Here is a 22846-nt window from a genome sequence, read left to right on the forward strand (position 1 = left end):
AATGCTTTCTTTTAATTAAAACTTAGCGTTTAATCCAAACATAATCAGTCGGGCAGACGGCGTTCCGATGCTAATTAAGTTTGATTGTTCCCGGTCGTTGTTGCGCCCCCGGGCTTGTTCCGGATCCAGGTTATTGCCGTAATTGGAGAAAATAAAAGGATTTTGCGCACTGGCATAAACCCGTAAAGAGGCCATTTTTAATTTATTACTAATAGCCGTTGGAATGTTATATCCTAAACTAATATTTCTAATTTTAGTGAAAGAGCCGTCGAAATAAGACATAGTAGTGTTATACAATGGACGCTCCTGGTTCTGGTTTGGCCGTGGATAAGCATTGGTTGGGTTATTGGGGGTCCAGTAGTCTACGTCCATATTATTATAACGGCCCGCTAAAAAATTCAGGTTATTGTACAAATCGCTCTGAATCATACTTCCCTGGCGGGTGAAAATAAAGAAGGAGAAGTCAATGCCTTTATAGCTGAAACGGTTGGTAATACCGCCGGACCAGTCCGGAATATCAGAGCCTAATATTACCCGGTCTAAAGCATTAATGGCACCATCGTTATTCAGGTCTTTTACTTTTATTTCACCGGGCGCCTGCTTGTATAGTAAAGCCTGGTCTTTCTCAGCCGTTTGCCAGATTCCTAATTTCTCATAATCATAATAAACGGTTAAGGGTTGGCCAATAAAGTACAAACTTCCTACATCGTCTTTCTTCCCGTTATAAATTTCTACAATTTGCTCTTTGTTCGAGTTAAAATTAATATCAGTAGTCCATTTAAAACCATTTCCTCCCATATCCACATTTACCGTGGAAACAGCTATCTCCAAGCCAGAATTTTTGCTTTTTCCTACATTTTGCAAAACACTGCCATAGCCACTGGTAAAGGGCAGGTTTCTGGGCATTAATAAATCGAAGGTATTCTGCTGGTACACTTCCACTGAACCGGAAATCCGGTTATTGATAAATCCAAAATCTAAGCCCACGTTAGTGGTAGCCGTAGTTTCCCAGCGTAAATCCGGATTTACTAAAGTCCGGGGAGAATATCCAAATGCTCCGGTAGTTCCAAAAGCATACGTAGTCCGGTTTAAAGAACCTTGGGTAGCGTAAGCGCCTATGCCCTGGTTACCGGTAAGACCATAGCTAGCTCTTAATTTTAAATTATCGATAAAGGCAATACTCTTTATAAAAGGCTCTTCGCTAATACGCCAGCCAATGGCTGCTGAAGGGAAAAAACCATATTTCTTGGTATCGCCGAATAATCCAGTTTCACCGGCAAATTTAGACGAACCATCAATCCGGGTGGTTAACGTTAAAAGGTATTTATCCCTAAAACCGTAATTAACCCGACCCATGTAAGACAATAAACCACTTTCGTTTAAGTCACTGTCTATCCCTTCAATATTTGGTGCATGTGATAATTTATAAAATAATTGCCTGGCAGAAGTTAAACCACTTGCCTTGATTTGATAAAATTCACGACGCTCTTTTTGAATAGAAAATAAGCCGGTAATATTTAAATCATGCACCTCATTAAACTTCTTACTATAGTTCAGGATATTTTCCAGAGTATAAGAGAATAAATAATTATTATCGTTCTGGGCAAAAGGAGTTCCGCCCGAACGAGCATTAGTAAGGCTGGCTATAAACTGGCCGCTACGCCGCGAAGAATAATCTGGCCCGAAGTTTAAGCGGTAAGATAAGCCCTTTGCAATTTGGTATTCGGCAAATAAGCTGGTAAAAATACGGCCCCGCCGGTTTTCATTAACTACGGCATTGGGTACTACTTCTAACAAAGGGTTGGTCTGAGCGCCATCCGTGGTATTCCGAAAAAGCAGGTTGCCGTTGGCATCGTAAGGCGAACCTAATGGATTTTCCCGTAACGTAACGCCAAAAGGATTAGGCCCAATATTCAGCTTACCCAAACTTCCCATCATGGTTACCCCAAATTTTAATTTATCGGTAATCTGTTGGTCCAGGGAAATCCGGATGTTATCGCGGGTAAAATCCTGGCCAATCGTTACTCCTTTTTCAAAGAAATGATTAAAAGAAACCGAATAGCGGGTTTTTTCGGTACCGCCCGATATGCCTAATTGATGGCTTTGCTGCGTACCCGTACGTGTAATGTAATCCTGGTAATTAGTAGAACGGCCCGAAGCAATACCTTCTAATTCCACGGCATCAAATATAAGTTTATCCGCGGCAGGATCTGTAGGTCCGGCCGGGTACCTTCCAACTGTCCGGCGCGATTCGCGTTTGTATTCGGCAAACTCTGGCCCGTTCATTACATCGTACTGGTTAATAATTTTATTTACCCCAAAATACCCATCGTAGGAAATGCTTATTTTCCCGGGCGCTCCTCTCTTGGTTGTAACAATTACTACCCCGTTGGCCCCCCTGGACCCGTAAATGGCCGTAGAAGAAGCATCTTTTAAAACTTCCATTGATTCAATATCCTGCGGATTTATGTCGTTGATGTCGCCTGAAAGCGGAATACCATCTACCACAAAAAGCGGATCGTTACCGGCATTAAAAGAACGCCGTCCCCGGATACGCACGTTTACGCCTCCTCCCGGACTGCTTCCCTGGCTTAAAACTTCTACCCCGGCTGCTCTCCCCTGCAAAGCTTGCTGCGGATTGGTAATAGGCAGTTCCGATATTTCTTTGGAGGACACAGAAGAAATTGCCCCAGTTACCTGGCTTTTCTTTTGCGTACCGTAACCTACTACTACTACTTCCTGCAAAGCTTTGGTATCATCGGTCATCGAAATGTTTACGGCACCAGGCCCATTTATTTGTTTTTCCTGAGTGGTGTACCCAATAAAAGAAAACACCAGGGTAACTGGTTTTTCGGGTATAGCCAATGAATAAGTTCCATCGGGAGCAGTGGTTGCCCCCAGAGTGGTACCTTTTACTAAAACAGTTACCCCCGGTAGAGGTTCGTTGTTAGCAGTGGTAACCTTACCAGTTATCTGCCAATCAAATACTACTCCCTTTATACCAACCTTAGAAGATGCAAGCTTAAAAGAGTACGAATGCGGCTCTGACCTTGGTGCCGCATGAGCCTTAAAAAAAGCGGTAGCGCTTATTAATAAAATACAAATTTTTAAGTTGTTCCAAAGAGTAAAACTTTTCATATAAGCAACTATTAAAATTATAAAGTTTCTAAAAATAGCGGATTGCAAGAAATTAAATTAAACCCAGCATTAAAAAGCAAGCGATTAACCTAATTAACAGATTAATAAAACAAATAAGAATAAACCCTATGTTTTATTAGGAAATATATAATATGGAAGCTTTAATAAATTCTAAAATTGTTTAATCTTAAAATTTATAGTGTTTGCACCTTAACGCAGGCGGCTCTAACGTAAATAGTGTTTTTAGAGCAAGGATTCAACAATCATACAAAATTTAAAAACAAATAACAAGCAAGTAAATACTGAAAAAATAACATTTATACACGCAAACGTTTCCGATAACGTTCTCAACAAAAAGTATTTTGTTAAGCTCAAAAAAATTGGAGATTCTTCTGGAAAATTATGGCAAAGCTTAGAGCATTAAATTAATATTTCAGCTTTTGGATCGTAAAAACTGGTTTAACCCGGAAAGGTGAAGCAGCATGAAATAACTACAATTAAAAAATCAAGAAAGAGGTAACAGGCAGGAAGAAAATGGGGAATTACAATATCTATTCTGTACCAATGCCACCTTTTGGCGAAAAGCTTTATGAATAAGTAAAAGAATTGGGATACTCCTATCGGCAGAACGGAGAATAGATGCAAGAACTTGTTTTAATAACGAATTACTAATTCTTCCGGTGATTCTGTGCCTACTTCCGGAATAAAATAACCTCCAATTACAATACCTGTTTGAGGTTTACCAGTAAAACAATTACCAACTACGTCCGTCAGGGTAGGGGCAATTGCAGAAGGACCAGAATGGTTATTCTGTTTTATAGGCCGAAAATCGCGGAAAATAAAAGTTTTACATACATCGTAAACTTTTAAACACGAAAATTTAATCATATAGTATTCCTGTTCGCTCGATAATTAAGTAGTTTCTCAATTTTACCATACAATAGTAACTGTTATTCTATGTTTTAAAAAAGAAAATTCGCTACGCTGAGTAACATGAATATACAACACGAATTTTGTTTAGCATTATTCTTTATTACTACTAAACAATATAACCTATTATACAATTACAAAATACAACTAATTGATTACTATTGATTTATATATAAATATAAATTAAAAAGTTGTGTTACTTACTCTTGATAATAATAAGTAAGTAATCAGTATTTACAGCAAAAAAGCCGTATTTATAACATAATTTAGTTATTTCGGGCAGGATCTATCTTTACCAACATGCGTTGCGCCAGTACCTGCAAAGAAAGAATAGTACTACATAAGGTAAGTGCCGGAAAAAACAATAACCACCAGGCTTGGTAATTAGCCTGAATTCCCTTCATCATTCTTCCCCAACTAGCAATATCGGCCGGTACACCTATGTTTAAAAAAGACAAAGTGGCTTCCAGGCTCATCAAACTACCTAAACCAAAAGCTACTGCTACAATAACCGGGGGCAAGGCATTTGGTAAGGCTTCCCGGAAAAGAATACGTTTTTCAGATAACCCTACTGCTCGGGCAGCCTGAACATAAGGCAATTCTCTTATTTGCAAAAGCTCGCTTCGCACTAAACGGGCAATACTGGTCCAATATGTAAGAGTAGCCAGTAAAACAATATTCATCAGGGCAGGTTGGGCAAAAGCCGCCAAACACATCACTAACAACAATCGCGGAACTGATCCTATAATTTCAATCAGCTTAAGGATAAGCTGATCTACGGGTAAATTTACTTTTTTCTGCAGACCAAACCTTTTTAATACTTTTACCATTAACCAACCTAAAATACTGATTGTACTAAAAATTAGCAGTAAGTATCCGAATTGCTTTAAAATTGCTCCTGAACCTGTTTGGAAGGCGTGCATCCAACTAAGTTGCTGAATGTAAAAGCCATAATAAATACCTGCTAAGAGTACAAGTACACTAACTGCCAACGAAACCAAAGAAACTTGAAAACCGGTATTTCCCCAGAAACCGGCCAAACTACCCAATGCTATTCCAATAATTGTGGCGAGCAACATAGCGGGTACACTCACGAGTAAAGCGGTTTGAGCCCCAGTTACCAGATTAGCCAGAACATCGCGTCCTAATAAATCGGTGCCCAGCCAATTAATTGCTTCGTTATTTAAAATTGTAGAAAAGCTGAAAGGAGGAGTATTGGCTTGTGCTAAGTTTATTTTATTAGGATCTGGTAGCCAGCCAGATTGAGGACCGACTAAGCCAATCAGTAAAAAAATAAATAAGTATCCAGCGGCGAGTTTCTCTTGCCAGCGCCAGTTTGCTCCTCTCCTACGCGTTGCATTTTCTTCAATCATGCCTGTACCCTTATGCGTGGGTCGGCCAGAAAATAGAATACATCTGCCAGAATGTGTGCTCCTATCTTTATTAAGCCCAGATAAAGTACTATACCCGTTAATACCGGAAAATCGCGGGCCTGCACCGTTCCAACCAGTAAAAGCCCCATACCCGGTATAGAATAAATATTTTCTATTACGGCGGCTCCCGTAATTACTGCTGGCAGAAAGCCGGTAAAAAGCGTAATAACAGGTAACAAAGCATTGCGCAACACGTGCCGCCTTAACACTACTCGTTCTGATAGCCCTTTTGCCCTTGCCGTTAGAATAAAATCCCGTTGCTGTAAATGCTGCACAGCCTGGTATATTTGACCTGTTACGTAAGGCAAACTAGCTAGGGTTAAGCTCATTACCGGTAGAATAAAATAAGGTAGTTGATAGATCCAGGCAACAATCTTTGGTATTCCAGCCGCGAGATTTCTTCCAGAACCATAAGTTGGAAAAAGAGGAAGATAAGCGGAACTGGCAAAAAAAGTAAGTAAAACCAAAGCAATTATAAAAAGCGGCACGCTATCTAAAGCGTATAAAATAGTTAAGAAAACCGAACGCCATTTAAACTGACTAGCTTTACTTAACCAAATACTTAATTCAAAAGCCAGAAAAAATATTAAGCCTAAACTTAAAACAGTAATAAAAAAAGTATTAGTAAATGCTTCGGCAATTTTTTCATTCACGGGAACCTGGTCGCGGCAGGAAACTCCTAAATCGCCGAGAATAAAATTTTTGAGCCAAGCATGATATTGATTTTTGGTGCCGTGCCAAGTAAAAGCCGGCAATAAATGACTGGCTGGCTGCGCTTGCTGCTGAATAATTTTTACTTGTTGCTGCCCTAATTTAACTTGGGAAATAAAATAAATGGGTAACAACTGGCGCCTTGCCTCTTGCTCCACATTTACTAAAGTTTGCCTTATTTGATTTGCACCTGTTAATTTAAAAACAGATTCGAGCTGTTGCGTAAGATGCTGCTTACCAGGTATTGCTAATTGCGGTATCTGTGACAACTGCTTTTCTAAAGCTGCAAGCGTGTGGTAAAAAGTAGCTATTGCCGGCCAATTACCGTAGGTTAAAATTAAAGATTTTAGAAACAAACGGTGGGTTTCTGGTTGTACCCGGTATAAAGTATCGGGTTCGGCCTGAGAACGGATAGAAAAATAAAAAAGAGGAACAATGGGTTCCGGATTATTAGTGCGACCGGGAGATTCTACCTGATCAAGTGTTTGGCCAATTTCTCCTTGTTGCCAATCCTGACAAGTACCCGGAACCACTTTACTTAATATAAAAACTAAAGAACAAATTATCCAGAGAGTAGGCAGTACCAGTAGCAAGCGTTTAAGTACATACCGCAGCATCACTTAATTATTCTTTAAATTAAAGGCACTAATATCATAGCCGGGTTTAATTGAAGAGATTTTTAAATTTGTATAATTTTTATGAATGGCAAGCCGATCAATATTAAAGTAAAGAAAAATAAGATTACTTTCTTCGTGCATTACTTCCTGAAATTTGCGAAGTAACCTTGCCCGTTGCGAAATATCGGTGGTTTGTACAATATCCTCAATTAACGCATCACTTTGCTTTGTACCAAAACCAGTAAAATTTGCTCCTCCCGCAGCAGCGCTCTCAGAATGCAGAATGGGTTTATAATTAATTATTCCTGGGTTTCCGGTAGCGTTGCGAATCGTTACTTCAAAATCTTGTTCCCTTAACTTATTACTTAATAAAACGCTTTCTATAGGTTCAATAGTTACCGGGATGCGAATTTTAGAGGCAGCTTCCTGAAAAATAGCAGCAATATTCTCAAACTCAGGATTACCAACTTTATAATTAAATTTAATAGTTAAGGGAATTACCTGTCCATTTACCTGTTTTTGCCAGCCGTTATTATTCTGTTGCCAACCGGCCATTTGCAGCAAACGTTCTGCTTCCCGTAAATTAAAGAGATACGGCTGAATGCTATCGTTATAAAAATGCTTGTCTATGGGATTTACGATGCCTACGGTGGGTCTGGCAAAGTTATGTTGGGTTACTTTAATTATCTTAGGAATATCCAATAAATGGGCGAGTGCTTGTCGCGTGTGCTTATCCGCAAACTTCTTGCTTTTGCCGTTTATTCCAATATAGGTAAAATCGTAAGTGGCGGGGGTAAAAAGAGCATATCTTTCTAAAAAAGATTTATCTCGTTGTAATTGCACAAAATTGTTAGGGGGTATGCCGGAATAAACATCTAATTGCTCATTATTTAAAGCCAAAAGTGCGGTGTAGCTTTCCGGAATAATCTGAAAATTGATAGAAGCCGGCTGCGCCGTAATGTAAGATGGTTGAGGTTTCAGGCGAGTTGCCCACCAATCTTTTTTTTGTTTTAGTTGTACGTATTGTCCGGTTTTCCAATCAACTAGTTCGTAGCCACCACTGCCTTTTAAAAAATCTTTATTGCGGGTAAACCGGGCACTGTTAAACCAATCTGCAAAGGCCTTTATTTTAGTATTTTGGCTAAGCGAATCATAACCATTTACTAAATTATGCACGGAAAATCCCGCTAAAAGGCGTTCCGGATCAACCAGGTGAGCAGGCAGAATGGCAAAATCACCGGTTTCCCAACCCATTTCGGGCACAAACCCTTTACATTCAATGGTAAACCTTCGCGGATCACGCGGGTCTAGCTTTATATCCTGAATATAATCCAGGCCTATCCGTAATTTACTATTTTTTACCAGCGGAGCTTTAATAACTTTTAACGTAAAAGCTACATCTTGGGCAGTAATTGGTTTCTGATCGTCCCAAACAGCTTCTTTACGCAACTGGTAAGTAAAGTACGATTTATCTTTTTCTTGCAGTACCGCTGGTAGCTGTTCTACCAATAATGGTTTTAATTGCTGGTCTTGTAAATCTATCGTTAAAAGCGACTGGTACAGTAGTGCAATAATCTGCCCTGCATTCATCGAATGAAAGGCAATCGGGTTTAAAGTTTCCGGATCCGCCGCCGCTCTAACCACTACCTCTCCCTTATTACCCGAAGGTTGGCAAGCGTTAACAAACAACAAAAGTAGTAGAAAGAAGAAAAGCTTCTTTAGGCTCATTGGATAATACTATTAACTTATTTGAAGTTAAACAAAACTAAAACAAGTTAACAACAAATCTACTACTTAGCGTAAAATATAAGCTTATTTAGCAAGTAAGCCCTGTTTATGAGTACCAGATGCCGTACCTTTGACAAGGTACTTTTAGTTTCTGTCGTCCCAGCCGGAAGTACCAATACTTGTAGAAACAGTAGGGGGAGTAGAAGCTTTAACAGTAGTGCTACTAGGTGATGTTGTTGTTGTTGTTGTTACAGTTGGAGCAGTGCCACTAGTTATTACAGAAATTTGAAAGAAGGCGGCGATAAGTAATTCTAACATGATTTTATGGCTTTAAATTGTTATACAAGTTGGTTATTTTGTTGAAACAAATTTGGCACATAAAATAGGACTAGAAAAGGAAAAAGTGCCATTAAAGGTAACAATTAAAATTCCGGGGAAGTATATAAATAAACACATATAATTATTTATATATCTTTGTTTGGAATAAATGGCCTAAGGTTGCTTTATTGAGATTTTGCTAATAATTTTGATAGAAGTAACAAAATACTGATAATTATACTATACAAATATCTTTCTATATATTTAGATTAGAAAGGAATATTTACAGCAAAAAGTAACGCCACTTTTTTGAAGCTTATAAATCATTTACTATTATAGATATTGATTTAAATGTACTCTTGAGCAGTTTTTAGGATGGATGATTTGCGCAAATTAGTTAGAATAGTAACAAATAGAGGGCAAAAAAATTTCCCTCTATTAGAATTAAAAAATAAATCTACGAACAAAGAGGTAGACTTATTTAATAAAATTAAATCGGGTCAGTGCGAAACCGATCAGCAAGCTGCTGCCTTAATGTATAAATCGAAACCCAATGACCCTCGCATAAAGATGCTAAAATCCAGACTGCGTAAAAAATTATTAAATCATTTATTTTTCTTAGATTTTACAGATCAAAGCCTTAAAATCTCACATCGCTACGAACAGCAAAGCCTTACTTTATTGTACCAGGCCCGGACTTTAATGAACGAAGGCGAAAACGCTACTTCTGCTGGTCTTTTACGCACGGCCCTGGATTTTGCGCAAGAAGCTGAATTTACTCAAATTGTAATTGACTGCTACCAGTTATTACTAGAAAATTACTCGTTAAGTGCCTCTAATAAAGATTTTTATAAAACCAAAAATATTCTAGCTAAGTACCGAGCTATAGCTGCATTAGAGCAAGAAGCCGCTGACTTGTATTATACCTCCCGTTTAGAATTAAATAAATCGGTTTCGGCTAAAAATAAGTACTTAGAGAAATTAAAAGTTGTTGTACAGAAATTAGAAGAGCTCTGGAAAAAAACGCACTCGGCTACTATTTTTGATTATTATTACAAACTCAATATTTCTTTACACGAACTAACCGGCAACTTTGCCGAAATTCTTAAAACTACTGCCCTTTCCGAAGAGCTATTGCAAAAAGGCAAGATTAACAAAAAACGTTTCGACGACCGCTACAATAAGTTTATTAACGTGTATGCCTATTTACGGGTAAAGGAGTACGAAAAAGGGCTTCAAGCGGCTGCCTCATTTGTTCAGGTTTTTAACCGCTCTACCAATAATTGGTTTGCCTTTATGGAAAACTACTTTTTGCTGGCCATGCATGCCGGTGTGTACGAGCAAGCCTCTAAGCTGTACGCCGAAGTAATGCGAAATACTTTTTACAAAAAAATCTCCCGTTCGGCGCAGGAGCGCTGGTCGTTGTATGGCACTTATCTTTATTTTGTAAATCCCTCGGACGAAGTTTTAAAACAATCTAATTACCGTAAGTTAATTTCGCAGGTACCAGAATACAGTAAGGATAAACAAGGTTTTAATGTGGCTATTTTAATTTTGCAGTATATGTATTTCGTGCGGGCTCAGGATATCGATGCATTAGGCTACCGGATTGAATCGCTGAAAAAGTACGCCGGACGCCACTTAACGCACCAGCTTAGTAAACGAAACTTATTACTTTTTAAAATGCTGATGCTGCTGGTTAAAGAAGATTTGGATTACACGCAGTCCAAAAAGAAAGGAGAGACCTTATTGCAACGCCTCAAAACCACACCTGTTCCCGGCGATGCTTACGCTGAAATTGAGATTATTCCTTACGAACATCTTTGGACCTTAATTCTAGAAATGTTAAAGGAATAATCCTAAAGTTACCGGCTAAGCCATTGTACCATTTTAACGTGTGTCCGAGGTAAGCACCTATCTACGCAAAGGATAATTAATTGCACTAGCCAGAAAGGTAAAGTTCTATTTATCCTGTTATTACTGTCTATTTGAGTCAATCAGGAGGGGTTTCCTGCTTTAATTTATAATTATCTTTATCTCGGCACGCAAATTATTCTAGTTACTGTTTAACGAGCTCTTACCGGCATTTACTAAGGCTTCCATTTTAGGTTTCCCAATTACTTTATAGGGTCCTTGACCTTTTAGAATAGCCACGTATTTGTTTTTATCCGTAAGTACTTTTATAGCTTCTTTTACATCTACGTCGGTTTTAAACGAAGTCTCCAAACGACCTTTCTGAAAATAATAACGCGATACAATTTCACTTTCTAAAATCTCTTTTATTTCATCCTGACAGCGGCTTAAATCATCTTTTTTGTTTTGTACCAGCTTATTTTTCAGGGCATTGTATTCTAGTTTAATATCCTCAAAATACTTTTCCTTTTCGGCAATACTTTTTAACTCTTCCAGGTTCTTCTCACTCTTGGTAGTGTAGTTGTAATCTTTATCAGACAAGTATTTAGTAAATTCCTGGAAATCCGTATCGCTCAGATTAAAGGAACGAGCCGAAGGGATGGACGCATGGGTCATGCGGTAACGGGTGGCAAAATCAAAGTGTAAAGATTTGCTGATGATACTATAAGCAATGTTGTGGTAGCTTTTCTCTTTAGTAACTAAATCGGGGTAAATGCCATTGCCATCGTAAACAGATCGGCCGTTGGTGGTTTTATACTCCGCCATTAACGAATCGGATACTCTTCGAACGCTGCCGTCCGGGTTACGGTGTGCGTAATCCAAGGCCTGAATGCATCGGCCGCTGGGTGTATAGTATTTAGCAACCGTTACTTTTAACAACGAATTATAAGGCAGATTAATAGTTTGCTGCACCAGTCCTTTCCCAAAAGTACGGTTTCCGATAATAGTACCCCGATCCAGATCCTGAATAGCACCCGCTACAATCTCCGAAGCAGAGGCAGAACCCCGATCAACCAATACTACTAATGGAATAAGCGGATCTACCGGCGCTAAGGTGGCCTTGTACACCATGTCTTTGTCTTTTATTTTTGCTTTTTGCGTAACTATTTTATTGCCTTTTTCTACAAACAAGTTCACAATATCTACCGATTCCTGCACGATACCACCGCCATTACCGCGTAAATCCAAAACCAATGCATTTATCCGGTGTTGCCGCTTCAGATTTAATAAAGATTGTTTTACCTCCTGGGCAGAGTTCTCCAGGAACTTATCGAGTTTAATGTAACCAATGCTGTCTTGCAGCAAGCCCGTATAGGATACATTATTAAAAGTAATTACTTCGCGTAAAACTGTTTTTTCTAAAGGTTGTTTCTCGCCGTAGCGCTTTATGGCAAGTTTAACCGGAGCATCTTTTTGCCCTTTTAACATTTCGCTCACCGAACTACTTCCCCGCCCTTTTACAGATATACCGTTAACTGACAAAATCTCATCACCAGCCCGGATATCTGCCCGTTGCGCTGAAAAGCCTTCGTATGGTTCCGATACTATAATTTTATCTTTCCGGGTAAACACTGAAATTCCAATACCCGCGTATTGCTTACTCACGTAATTCATTTTAAAATCTTCGATATCAGATTCGGGAATGTATTCGGTGTAAGGGTCAAGGGAGCCGAGCATGGCATCAATGCCTTCGCGTACCAAGTCAGCGGGGCTAACTTCGTCTACGTAATGGCTGTTTAACTGCCGGTAGATAGAAGCAAACGTATCCAGGTTTTTGGCTATTTCGAAGTAACGGTCGGTAAACCCAAAAGAAAAAGCAAGTAAGAATAAGAGCAGATAGCTATAAATTACCTTGTGGTACGAAGAGAATAAATATTTTTTCATAACCCGAACAAATGCCGCAACATAAAAGAAACAACCTGGTGTAAAAAGTAATATTGTACAGAAAAAATTAGGTAAAACAGCCCCGCTTAAAATTACACGAATTTGTTTTAAAGTGTCATTCTTACCTTTATTTACTTACAACTATCTTTCTTTATAGACACACAATTGCGTTTTTTATACCCTACTCGCCGAACATTTTTTTACAGATTACAAATAAATAGCAGATGGACTGGAACAGCAAGATACCCGAATAAGGATATAAAGCGGTTAAACGAACATTGAAAACAAACTTGACAAAGCCGTAACTTAACCTGCAACCGTGGTTAGTTCTTCCAGCTTATACCCAACCCCGTGAATGGTAGAAATCCGCAGCGATGAGTCGGGACGCAGGTATTTGCGTAGTTTAGAAATAAAAACATCCATGCTCCGGGCCACAAAATAGCCGTTGTCTTCCCAAATGGTTTTTAAAATAAGCTCGCGTTTTACAATGGTGTTTAACTCTAAACATAACATCCGGAGCACATCAGCTTCTTTTTGCGTGAGCTGTTGTTTTTTATCTTGCACCCACAACAAAAGGTTAGGGTAATCGAGCTGACTTTTGCCGAAAGCTATAGTTGTTTTTGGGCTAGGTTTAGCAGTACTTTGGGTAGTGCGTTTTAAAATTGCTTTCAGGCGCAGGTTTAACTCTTCCAGGCGAAAAGGTTTGGTAAGGTAATCATCGGCACCTAAGCGCAAACCGTGAATCCGGTCGTCGGGCTGGGCTTTAGCCGTCAGAAAAATGAAAGGAATAAAAGCATTCTTTTTACGAATTTCCTCGGCCAGGGTAAAACCATCCAGTACGGGCAACATTACATCCAGAATACACAAGTCAAAAGTTTGTTGCGCAAATACCTGCAATCCGGTAAGGCCATCGGCACATAACTGCACTGTATAGCCTTCGTTTTCCAGGTTATCCTGTACCAGAAAGCCTAGGTTTTCGTCGTCTTCTACGAGTAAAATGCGTATCACTTTTATTAAGCTTTGCTTAAATATTGACTCTTTGATTTCTATTGTAGTAGAAACCTAAATTACCTTTACTATATTCCTAGACACCAACAAATTGACAAATTTACTATTTACCTTAAGCGCGAAACGGTAAATACACTTCAAAGCAGCTGCCTTGGTTCTCCTGACTTTTTACTCGAACAGAACCTTGGTGTGCCTGAATAATATTTTTAACGTAGCTTAACCCAAGCCCAAAACCCCGCACATTGTGAATATTACCGCTAGGCACCCGGTAAAACGTGTCGAAAATAAATTGTTGTACTTCTTTCCGGATTCCCTGGCCCTTATCGGCAATAGAAATTAAAATGCCCTGTTGGTAGTTGCGCGTCGAGATTTGGATATTAGGTGTTTGCGGCGAATATTTTTCGGCGTTGTCGAGTAAGTTATACAAAGCATTAGTCAGATGCAGGCTATCGGCTTCAATGGTTGCTTTTTCGGCGTTTAAACAGCAGGTAACCTGGCCCGAGCGTTTCTGTAACCGCAGGCTAAGCCGTTGCAAACTATCTTGGAGCAGTTGGTGTACATTAATGCTGGTTTTATTAAGGCTCATAGCTTTTCTTTCTAACTCGGCCATTTGCAACACCTGCTCTACCTGTGATTTTAACCGCTCGTTCTCCTGAAAAATAATCTGGTGATAACGTTGCGCTTTAGCAGCTGATAAATTAGAGTCGACGTTTTTTAAAATCTCGCTGGCAATAGCAATATTAGTAATGGGTGTTTGCAGTTCATGGGTCATGTTATTAATAAAATCTGCTTTTAGCTCAGATAACCGTTTTTCCTGCAAAATAGAATGGAGAGTATACGCAAAAAACACAATTACTATTAGTAAAGCCAAAGTAGAGTAAAGCCAGAGCTGCATTTCGCTGAGAATATGCGTGGTTTTAGTGGGGAAAGCCACCACAAAATTATAATGACCACTTGGTGCGGTTTGAATAGTAACTTCTTGATAATTTGCAACTTGCTTCAGTTTTAAAGTTGCCGGTACATAATTTCCAAAAACCAGTGTGTCATCTTCGGCATTTAAAATGCCATATTCATAAGGAATACTTAAATGCCGGCGGGCAAATTCCTGGCGCAGTAAAGTATCTAGTTCCTGGGCTTTTACCGGCGCATTTACTTCGGCCAGAAAAAAACTGGAAGTTAGTTGCTTAATTGGTTTAACTGTTATTACCGGATTTAATTGCTGCACTGTTTGGCTCATGGCCACCTGCACTGCCAGATTAAACTCCTTTTCTTCGGATTTAAAAGCTTTATTCAACCACAGTAACTGCACAGTTAGCAAGCCTCCTAAAGCTACTGTAGCCAGTACAATAATTATTCTGATTTTTCTGCGGCTCATAGTTTTAATCTTTTCTTTTCCGGAGCTTAAGTATTTAATTCAAAACGTTTCAATTTACAATATAAATAAACCATTGCGTTAACAGGCAATAAACTGCTTTATCAAGCTAGTTACTTTTCTAAAAAGCAGTGCGTTAACTCCATTTACTATCAAAAATAAGCTATTAAATCAGATTCCGGTTTTTTTTAACATTTCATTAACATCTTTTTACAAATCATTAACCAGGGTGCTTGCTTTTGCCGGGTATGTTTGCTGATACAACACAAACTTTGAAGTACATGCAACCGGCAGTTTTATTTAGCAAACGTAATTACCTGATTTTACTATTTGGACTGAGTATTCTGGTTATAGGCTTTATACTTATGTGTCTAGATGATAAACCTTATGGCTTTGGAGTGTTAGGGCTAACTGTTGGTCCGGCTTTAGTTGTAATTGGTTTATTAATTCCGTTCGGCTCTATTTTGCTTAAAAATAGTAATGACGGTAAGACTACCCCCATACCCAAGTTTGATAAGATTAATAATTGGATTGGTTGGCTCGTGTGTATCTTCAGTTTGGGCGTTTACTTAATTACCTTAGAACCTACTGCCAGCTTTTGGGACTGTGGCGAGTTTATTGCCGCAGCTTATAAATTGCAGGTACCGCACGCACCCGGTGCACCTTTGTTCTTGCTTTTAGGCCGCATGTTTTCATTGCTGGCTTTAGGAGAAGTAACCAAAGTTGCCTTTTGGATAAATAGTATCTCGGCTTTAGCCAGCGCTTTTACCGTGCTGTTTTTGTTCTGGACCATTACTATTTTAACCCGAAAAGCTGTTTTAAAATCGGAAACTACTCCTACCAACTGGCAAATATTTTTAATTATTAGCAGCGGCGTTATAGGTGCTTTAAGTTTTGCTTTTTCCGATTCGTTCTGGTTTTCGGCCGTTGAAGCTGAGGTATACGCCTTATCTTCTTTCTTTACGGCTTTTGTGGTTTGGGCCATGCTGAAATGGGAAAGCAGTTTTTCGCCTAAAGTGGGTTACCGCTGGCTCTTGCTTATTGCCTATTTAATGGGGCTTTCTATTGGAGTGCATTTGCTTAACCTGCTGGCTATTCCAGCTATGGCTTTTATTTACTATTACCGGCATTATTCTTTTACCTGGCGCGGTGCAGCACTTACTTTTGCTATTAGCCTGTTGCTGATTGGCCTATTTATGACTGGTATTATTACGGGTCTACCTACTTTAGCCGGGGCTTTCGAGTTATTCTTTGTCAATTCAGTTGGGTTACCTTTCCGGAGCGGATTAGTAATTTTCAGTTTGCTGTTTATAGGCTTGCTTTTGTACGGATTGCGCCGGGCCCATCAAAAACAAAAACCAGTAGCGCAACTGCTTCTGCTAAGCTTTATTTTTATCCTGGTTGGCTATTCTTCTTACCTGATAATTCCTATTCGCTCCAACTATAACCCTTTACTCGACGAAAATAATCCGGAAGATATTCTCAGCTTTATTGCCTACCTCAAACGGGAACAATACGAACAACGCCCACTATTGTACGGTCCGCAATACGCCACCGAATTAATTGACCAGGAACAAGGTAAACCGGAATATGTAAAAGGAAAAGAGCGATATGAAGTAGCCGATTACAAAATTGTACCCATTTACGACCCCAAAGGTTTGCAGCTTTTACCCCGGCTCTATAGTAAAGAACCAAGCCATTTAAATGAATACCAAAAATGGGTAACCATTGATAAGAATATACCGCCTACCTTCCGGCAAAACCTATTATACCTGTTGCGTTACCAGTTAAGCCACATGTACGGGCGGTATTTCCTGTGGAACTTTGTGGGGCGCGACAGTGATATTCAGCACGCAGGAGTTAACTGGCCCTGGAAAAGTAACCAACAACTGCCGTACCATATTGCCACCAACAAAGCCCGAAATGCGTACTATGCCTTACCCCTGCTGTTAGGGCTTCTCGGCTTTTGGTACCACTACCGGCGTCAGAAAAAGGATGCTACGGTGGTAGGCCTATTGTTCTTATTTACCGGTGCCGCCATTGCTTTTTACCTGAATCAGCCGCCTATAGAACCCCGGGAGCGGGATTATGCCTTTGTGGGTTCGTTTTATGCCTTTGCTATTTGGATAGGCTTGGGCGTACCAGCTTTAGCACATGGTTTCCGGCGAATTAGTAAATCTTTAGTAATTCCGATAGCCGTAGCTGCTGCTTTAGGCTTACTCATACCTATTCTTCTCCTTCAACAAAACTGGGACGACCACGACCGCTCTGAACGGTATTTTGCGACGGATATGGCCCGTAATATTCTTGCCTCTTGCGCTCCCAATGCAATTTTATTTACGAATGGAGATAACGATACTTTCCCGTTGTGGTACGCCCAGGAAGTTGAAGGTTTCCGGACGGATGTGCGGGTGATTGTGCTGAGCTACTTAAACACTGATTGGTACATTAGTCAGATGAAGCGGCCCGCCTATATCTCGGCTCCCTTACCTATTTCACTGGAAAAAGAACAATACCAGTTTAGCACAAATAGCTATTTACCTTACGTAGCTCAGCCGCAGGTGGCGAATGGCATGGATGTAACCCAGTTTATTTCCCTGGTAAAACACAATCACCCGGCATTACAGGTTCAGGCTCAGGATGGACGAATGTTTTTATCTTTTCCGACTAAAAAATTCTTTTTACCAATTAACAAAGCAGCGGTATTGCAACAAGGTATTATTCCGGCAGACCGCCAGGCACAAGTAGTTGAGCAGATGAATTGGGAAATTTCGCAAAATGGAATGGAGAAAAAGCAATTACTAATTTTTGATATTCTTGCTACTAATAACTGGCACCGACCGGTTTATTTTTCATCTACGTTGAACCAGGATGATTTCATGTACTTTAAACCTTACCTGCAAAACGAAGGCATGACTTACCGTTTACTCCCCGCCTTAAACCCTAATCCGGAACCGGAACCTTATGTAGCGAAAGAAATAATGTACCAAAACCTGATGCAGAAATTCCAATGGCGCAATTTGCAGAACCCGCGTATTTTTTACGACGAAACTTATCAGGCTACCTTGGTTACCAATTACCGCCAACAATTTTATGTTTTAGCCGAAGCTTATTTTATGGCTGGTGATGCCGCTCAAGCTAGAAATATAATTAATCGTTGCTTAACAGTTTTGCCCGACCAATCGTTGCCTTACGATTACCAAACCGTACAACTAGCCGAACTACTGGCCAAAACCGGCGAAAAAGAAAAAAGTGAAGCTATTCGGGATACAATAACCAAGCGGGCTACTCAGGCACTACAATATTATTTAACCGATACTAATTCTGTGTTTACCCGCGAAATTCAAATAAACCTGCTCACTCTGCAACAATTAACGGTAACAGCTCATAACCTAAACCAAAAGCAAAAAGCGGCAGAATTAGAGAATTTATTTATGACTTATTATAACCGGTTATAAGAGTTAAGTAAAAGGAAATAGTTTTTAAAGAAAATTAGAATAATAGAATCTGAAGGTAATAAGGAGGCCTGATCTTTTTGAAATTTGTAATAACGTCTAAATGTTTATGAAGTTGTGGCATTTGAAAAACGTCAACTTCAATTAGCCACAAAAGCAAAATAGTGATTTATAGGCGAATGACTAACGTCCAGCCACAATTTTATAAACACACTGTTGCCAGCAGTCTTTTTATTGGATATGCTTTGCAATCAAGTCAGCACCACCTATGTATCCCCTTTTGATTATGTCGCTCGAAAGTTCAATCAGATCTAATGTCCTGCCCGTTCCCGCAAGTAGATTATTGATAATGATTATAATCTCGTTTCTTTTAGTGTCAATCAGATCCATATCAGCTACTGCTTTACGGATTTTTGATTTGTTCCCTTTTCTTCCCAAATCCATAAGCATAGCATAAAAGTTATCATGATGCTTATAGTCGGGATTGTCCACATAAAAGTTATCACCAAAAAGCGTAACAATCGTCTTCAATTCGGACAAAAGCACTGCTATTTTTTTAAAGCTGTCTTTAAACTCCTTCGTTTTAAATTCTGACGCTTTCGAATATTCATCTACTAACGTTTTATCTCGTCGAAACAACTTTCCAGTATTTAATGCAGCTTGGGTATCATCTATTGCTTCATTTAATTGACGAAGGAATAATTCCCAAATACAAGATGTTCTAAATGCTGGTCTTTCAAATGCTGTCAAATGATTTTCTAAAAGTCTTTTATCTTCTTGCAGATATACTGTCTCAAATGATTTTTGTCCTCCTCTGACGGCATCTTTGTCTCTCAAAACATTTACTAGTTCCTGAAGTGTTTCATTATAATTATTGTCGTTTGTAAAATCAATATAGATTAACGGTGTCAGGATAGAAGGTATGTTACAAGGTTTTCGCAGTAACGGAATTATTGTCCTAAGTTTTGCTGCTGGGTCACGCATAATTGCAGTAGAACGTTCTAAAGCAACCCAATCTGATTTAAAAGCTTGAGGGGACATAACTAACCCAAGAAACCTGCTACCTGTTAAACCTTTCTCAAGTTCTTCAGGTAAATTAGCTCCTGGTTTAATATCCCATTTGTCAAAAAAGACTTTCAACGGTCGTCCTTCAGTATTGCTTTCAATATCGTAAGCTAACTTTTCTGTCCAAGGTTTGTCAGCGCCATTGTGGCTTAAGAAGATGTCATAGATGTAACTCATATAGCGGTAGTTTAAAATTGCTGGCAGCAGTAGTATATCACAAACTTAAGGTTTCTAAACACATCACTTACCTACTCAGAATTTTAACCTCAGTGCGGCGGTTGATTTGGTGTTCGAGTTCGGAGCAGGATACGCCGTCTTTGCAGCCGTTGAGCAGTTGCGTTTCGCCGTAACCTTTCGCAGTTAAACGGCTAGGATCAATGCCTTGGGAGATTATGTAGTTCACGGCGGCATCGGCGCGTAATTGCGATAACTTTCTGTTATATTCTCCGGTTTGGCGACTATCCGTATGGGAACCCAGTTCAATCCGGATAGTAGGATTATCTTGTAAAATGCGTACCAGTTTATCTAATTCTGGCTTGGCTTCCGGTCGAATATCATACTTATCAAAATCATAATAAATATTTTCCAGAATAATGGTACTGTTAATTGTATTGCGATCTAAAACAATACTTAGTTTTACCTGATCTGCTTCCGGTGGGCAATCCGGGGTGAGGTCGGTAGTTTTAACTAAATACCCTTCTTTATTAGCTTGTAATGTGTATGCCAGACCGGTTTTAACCGGAAAAGTAAAATTACCCTGCGCATCGGAATAAATATTACGTGCGGTGGTGTCACCCGCTAAATTAAAGCGAAGTAGTGCTCCGGCTACTGGTTTTTCTGTGAACTCTCCTTTTTTCTGTTGAACGCGTTCAATTACTCTACCGGCTACTAAACAAGGCGACCGTACCAGTTTAAACGCGTAAATATCGTCGGTGCCATTATCGCTGTTTCGATTAGAAGAAAGAAAACCGGCTTCTTTGGTTTGGTCGAATACAATTCCAAAATCGTCGGCAGAAGAATTAAGCGGATATTTTAAATTTTTTACATTTTTCCAGGTAGCACCTTTTCCTTCGGCCGAGAAAATATCTAAACCACCCATACCCGGATGTCCTTCCGAAGAAAAATATAGCTTATTGGTAGCGACAACTACTGGAAATACTTCTTTACCGGCCGTATTAATTTCTTTACCCGCATTAACCGGCTTACTCCAGGAGCCATCTGCCTGTTTCGTGCAATAGTAAATATCTGTATCGCCCAAGCCGCCCGGCATATCCGATACAAAATAAAGTATATTACCGTCCGGGGAAATGGCTGGGTGCCCTACCGAGTATGAACCGGTTTTGTTGTACGCAAATGGCTTTGGGTCGCCCCAGTTATCACCTTGTTTCCGGGCAATATAAATTTCCAGGCGGTTTACAATAGACTTTGGTTTATCGAACTTTACCCAACTAAACGGATCGGTATTGCCCTCTTTTACTTCGGTTTTAACCTGATTAATGCGGGTAAAATACAGCGTTTGCCCATCTGCGGACAAGGTTGCAGAACCATTATGGTATTGATTATTAATCGGTGCACCCAAAGCTACCGGTGAGCCAAAGCGGCCATCATTTTGTTTAGGAGCTAAATAAATTTTAGGATAGGGATTCCCCGTCCAGCCAGAAACTTTTTTACTTTTATCTTGCGGGCGGTCAGAAGTAAAGACCAAATCATTTTGGTATATAACCGGACTGAAATCAGAATTCTGAGAATTAATGTTTTCTGGTTTTTGCAGTTCGTACGGTTCTGGCTTTAGTAACCATAACTGGGCGCTATCGCAACCGGCAGCCAGTTGAGTTGCCAGGCTAGCCTGAGCCGGAACTCGCTGGCCAAATTGCTCATACAGCAATTTAGCCCGGTCGTATTTACCGTTCTTACGCGCCGCGTCGGCTGCGTATCTAAGGGCATCGGGTTTAAAATCAGGAAACTGAATTACCCGGTTGTACCATTGTTCGGCTTCCCTGGAATTATTTAATTGACGGTAGCACTCGGCAATGCGTTGGGTAAGATATAAGGTTGGTTTTTGATCTTTTAATAACTTTTGGTAAGCCGGTAATGCTAAAGCATATTGAAATTGGCTAAATAAAGCATCTGCTTCTTTCAAAGTTACCTTTTGTGCTTGTACCGGGTTATGAACCCAGACCAGCAGGATGAAAAAAGTTAAAGTAAGTCTGAAATATAAGTTCATGTATTTTGTCCTGTTCAAGCACCGGACTAAAAATTTAAAAATAACGAATACTTTGCGTTCTGCCTTCTTCTTTCCGGAAAAAGTAAAAACCTAAAGATAGTTCGTGCCCGGCATAATCCCGTAAGCTGGTTAAAGTAAAATCGTGAGCGTAGCCCACTTTAATTTTTTCGGTAAGATAAATTTCAGTAGCCAGCGCCCAGGCATTGGCTACGTCCAATTCCTGATAATTGTTTTTAAAGAGCTTAGTACCAGTCCGGTAAGAGCCCCCCAGCCAAATACGGTCCCCAATTAGCATAAAGGCATTTACATCAATGTTTGTGGGGCTCTTAAAATCTTCTTTCAATAAAAAGCTGGGTTTAAAAGTAAGCCAATCATTTAACGGGATAATATAACCAGAAGTAAGATAAAAGTGCCGGGCCGGTGTTACAATAAATTTATTTTTAAACCGGATCAGATTAGAAGCCGATAAACCTGCGTAAAAACGATCGGTATTAAAAAATAAACCGGCTTTAGTATCAGGTAAAATTGTACTAACCTTAGTAGTAGGAATACTAGGATCAAAGTTCAGGTCGTTGGGGTGCAGTTTGGTGCCATCGGTATAATACTCCGAAATACCTGCCGCAATGCCTAAAGCAATACGGGCATTTTCGCTGATACTTACCCGAAAAGCTGTATTGGTTAAGGCAGTTTTTTGCCCCTGAGCCCCTATCTGGTCGTTAATTAATAAAAGTCCTACTCCTACTTTCTGTTTGGCAATAGCTGCATCTACACTAATAGTTTGGGTAGTCGGCGCGCCTTCCAGGCCTACCCATTGCGTGCGATAAATGCCATTTACATTAATCAAACCTTTGCTCCCCGCATAAGCCGGATTTATTCCTAAACCATTAAATATGTACTGGGTATATTGGGCATTCTGCTGCGCCCAAACACCGTAACTTGCCAACCAACCAATTAGTATTAGTAAAATTTTCCGCATACATCTAAATATTTCTAAACTGAATTTCAGCTATTATGCTATGTTATTGCCACTCTGTTCTTCATAAAAAGGC

13 protein-coding genes are annotated in these 22846 nt (G+C 39.7%); 2 read left to right on the top strand and 11 right to left on the bottom strand.

Annotated elements, in window-relative coordinates:
* Window positions 1-15 precede the first annotated feature (15 nt).
* From HUW48_RS22575 to HUW48_RS22595, 5 genes are all read right to left on the bottom strand, one after another.
* Window positions 16-3138 (bottom strand): SusC/RagA family TonB-linked outer membrane protein, encoded by a 3123-nt coding sequence (locus HUW48_RS22575; RefSeq protein ID WP_182413083.1) that lies wholly within the window; start codon window positions 3136-3138, stop codon window positions 16-18.
* A 654-nt stretch (window positions 3139-3792) separates the two neighbouring features.
* Window positions 3793-4026 (bottom strand): hypothetical protein, encoded by a 234-nt coding sequence (locus tag HUW48_RS22580; protein WP_182413084.1) that lies wholly within the window; start codon window positions 4024-4026, stop codon window positions 3793-3795.
* A gap of 308 nt (window positions 4027-4334) precedes the next feature.
* Window positions 4335-5441, bottom strand: a complete 1107-nt coding sequence (locus HUW48_RS22585) for an ABC transporter permease (protein ID WP_182413085.1) — start codon at window positions 5439-5441, stop codon at window positions 4335-4337.
* A complete protein-coding gene (locus HUW48_RS22590) occupies window positions 5438-6829 on the bottom strand; it encodes an ABC transporter permease (protein WP_182413086.1) in 1392 nt (463 codons plus the stop codon). The genes HUW48_RS22585 and HUW48_RS22590 overlap by 4 nt, the downstream gene beginning before the upstream one ends.
* A 3-nt stretch (window positions 6830-6832) precedes the next feature.
* Entirely contained in the window at window positions 6833-8557 is a 1725-nt protein-coding gene (locus tag HUW48_RS22595; protein ID WP_182413087.1) for an ABC transporter substrate-binding protein, read from the bottom strand.
* Between the two features lie 693 nt (window positions 8558-9250).
* On the opposite strand from HUW48_RS22595, the gene HUW48_RS22600 reads away from it, so the two are divergent.
* Complete coding sequence (locus tag HUW48_RS22600) at window positions 9251-10732, top strand: hypothetical protein (RefSeq protein ID WP_182413088.1); 1482 nt, start codon at window positions 9251-9253, stop codon at window positions 10730-10732.
* A 198-nt stretch (window positions 10733-10930) separates the two neighbouring features.
* Here HUW48_RS22600 and HUW48_RS22605 read toward each other — a convergent pair whose 3' ends face one another.
* The 3 genes from HUW48_RS22605 to HUW48_RS22615 form a co-directional block, all read right to left on the bottom strand.
* Window positions 10931-12673 (bottom strand): S41 family peptidase, encoded by a 1743-nt coding sequence (locus HUW48_RS22605; protein ID WP_182413089.1) that lies wholly within the window; start codon window positions 12671-12673, stop codon window positions 10931-10933.
* Between the two features lie 306 nt (window positions 12674-12979).
* Window positions 12980-13681 (bottom strand): response regulator transcription factor, encoded by a 702-nt coding sequence (locus HUW48_RS22610; RefSeq protein ID WP_182413090.1) that lies wholly within the window; start codon window positions 13679-13681, stop codon window positions 12980-12982.
* A 112-nt stretch (window positions 13682-13793) separates the two neighbouring features.
* On the bottom strand, window positions 13794-15056 hold the full coding sequence (locus tag HUW48_RS22615) for a sensor histidine kinase (RefSeq protein WP_182413091.1): 1263 nt from the start codon (window positions 15054-15056) through the stop codon (window positions 13794-13796).
* Between the two features lie 278 nt (window positions 15057-15334).
* Here HUW48_RS22615 and HUW48_RS22620 point away from each other — a divergent pair, with 278 nt between their 5' ends.
* Window positions 15335-18511 carry a protein O-mannosyl-transferase family gene (locus tag HUW48_RS22620; protein WP_246343584.1) on the top strand — a complete coding sequence of 1059 codons (3177 nt, stop codon included), beginning with the start codon at window positions 15335-15337 and terminating at the stop codon, window positions 18509-18511.
* A 228-nt stretch (window positions 18512-18739) separates the two neighbouring features.
* Here HUW48_RS22620 and HUW48_RS22625 read toward each other — a convergent pair whose 3' ends face one another.
* From HUW48_RS22625 to HUW48_RS22635, 3 genes are all read right to left on the bottom strand, one after another.
* Window positions 18740-19750, bottom strand: coding sequence for a toll/interleukin-1 receptor domain-containing protein (locus tag HUW48_RS22625; RefSeq protein ID WP_182413092.1), 1011 nt, complete (start codon window positions 19748-19750; stop codon window positions 18740-18742).
* A 67-nt stretch (window positions 19751-19817) separates the two neighbouring features.
* Entirely contained in the window at window positions 19818-21797 is a 1980-nt protein-coding gene (locus HUW48_RS22630) for an OmpA family protein (RefSeq protein ID WP_182413093.1), read from the bottom strand.
* A 34-nt stretch (window positions 21798-21831) separates the two neighbouring features.
* Window positions 21832-22773: a PorP/SprF family type IX secretion system membrane protein gene (locus tag HUW48_RS22635; protein WP_182413094.1), complete on the bottom strand. Its 942-nt coding sequence runs from the start codon at window positions 22771-22773 to the stop codon at window positions 21832-21834.
* Between the last annotated feature and the right edge of the window lie 73 nt (window positions 22774-22846).

This window comes from Adhaeribacter radiodurans (genome assembly GCF_014075995.1).
GTDB lineage: Bacteria > Bacteroidota > Bacteroidia > Cytophagales > Hymenobacteraceae > Adhaeribacter > Adhaeribacter radiodurans.

Bases quoted from the DNA above. Each gene is read 5' to 3' on its own strand.
- HUW48_RS22575 (WP_182413083.1), bottom strand. From the start codon at position 3,138: ATGAAAAGTTTTACTCTTTGGAACAACTTAAAAATTTGTATTTTATTA.
- HUW48_RS22580 (WP_182413084.1), bottom strand. From the start codon at position 4,026: ATGATTAAATTTTCGTGTTTAAAAGTTTACGATGTATGTAAAACTTTT.
- HUW48_RS22585 (WP_182413085.1), bottom strand. From the start codon at position 5,441: ATGATTGAAGAAAATGCAACGCGTAGGAGAGGAGCAAACTGGCGCTGG.
- HUW48_RS22590 (WP_182413086.1), bottom strand. From the start codon at position 6,829: ATGCTGCGGTATGTACTTAAACGCTTGCTACTGGTACTGCCTACTCTC.
- HUW48_RS22595 (WP_182413087.1), bottom strand. From the start codon at position 8,557: ATGAGCCTAAAGAAGCTTTTCTTCTTTCTACTACTTTTGTTGTTTGTT.
- HUW48_RS22600 (WP_182413088.1), top strand. From the start codon at position 9,251: ATGGATGATTTGCGCAAATTAGTTAGAATAGTAACAAATAGAGGGCAA.
- HUW48_RS22605 (WP_182413089.1), bottom strand. From the start codon at position 12,673: ATGAAAAAATATTTATTCTCTTCGTACCACAAGGTAATTTATAGCTAT.
- HUW48_RS22615 (WP_182413091.1), bottom strand. From the start codon at position 15,056: ATGAGCCGCAGAAAAATCAGAATAATTATTGTACTGGCTACAGTAGCT.
- HUW48_RS22620 (WP_246343584.1), top strand. From the start codon at position 15,335: ATGCAACCGGCAGTTTTATTTAGCAAACGTAATTACCTGATTTTACTA.
- HUW48_RS22625 (WP_182413092.1), bottom strand. From the start codon at position 19,750: ATGAGTTACATCTATGACATCTTCTTAAGCCACAATGGCGCTGACAAA.
- HUW48_RS22630 (WP_182413093.1), bottom strand. From the start codon at position 21,797: ATGAACTTATATTTCAGACTTACTTTAACTTTTTTCATCCTGCTGGTC.
- HUW48_RS22635 (WP_182413094.1), bottom strand. From the start codon at position 22,773: ATGCGGAAAATTTTACTAATACTAATTGGTTGGTTGGCAAGTTACGGT.